We start from the raw sequence: 658 nt of genomic DNA on the forward strand, positions 1-658 counted from the left end.
GGGACCATGGCCCACACGGCACCGCGGACACTGATCCGCGCGCGGCGCCCCCGCCGTACGGGCCGTCGCCACCCCCTGGTGGCGACCCTGATGGCCCTTCCCCTGGCGGTCCTGCTCCTCGTCGTCTTCGACGGCTGGGAGACAGTGGCCACACAGGCGTCGTCCGTGGGCGTGATGCTGGGGCGCTGAGCGGCGACCCCAGGCCCGGAAGAGCGGTCCGGGCGGGGACATCCACCCATGAAACCCCGTGGGGACGGGGGTGCGGCGGACGGCACAAATGCCGGCGCAGCTGGGGAGCTGCGCCGGCATTGCTTTTCCCCCGGGGCCCCGAAGCCCCCACCACCGCCGGCACCCGTCGGCTGCCGGCCGCCGGGCTCCTTGCGTACCCTCGCGATCAGCGCGCCGCACACCCAGGGAGCCCCATGACCCCCACTCCGCTTCTCAGCGATCTCACCCTCCGGGCCACCGCCCGGGCCCACGCGCTCCCGTCCCCCTGCCCCTGCGGCGCGGCCACCCTCGCCGACCGCCCCGACGCCACCGTCGTACGCCACGCCGGCACCGTCGCCAAGGCGCACGCCCCCGGCACGACCCCCTCCGACCTCACCCCCCGCCTCACCACCGCCGCCCGCCTCCCCGACGTCCTCCTCCCCCCACTCGC

1 protein-coding gene and 1 pseudogene are annotated in these 658 nt (G+C 76.4%); both read left to right on the plus strand.

Annotation, left to right across the window (positions count from 1 at the left end; translation table 11 throughout):
* The first annotated feature begins 6 nt into the window (after window positions 1-6).
* Window positions 7-189, plus strand: coding sequence for a hypothetical protein (locus tag ALMP_RS35455; RefSeq protein ID WP_264935880.1), 183 nt, complete (start codon window positions 7-9; stop codon window positions 187-189).
* Between the two features lie 233 nt (window positions 190-422).
* Window positions 423-658, plus strand: a pseudogene (locus tag ALMP_RS35460) (aminoglycoside phosphotransferase family protein); the annotation flags it as partial.

It is taken from the genome of Streptomyces sp. A012304 (genome assembly GCF_026008495.1).
In the GTDB taxonomy this organism is placed as follows: Bacteria; Actinomycetota; Actinomycetes; order Streptomycetales; family Streptomycetaceae; genus Streptomyces.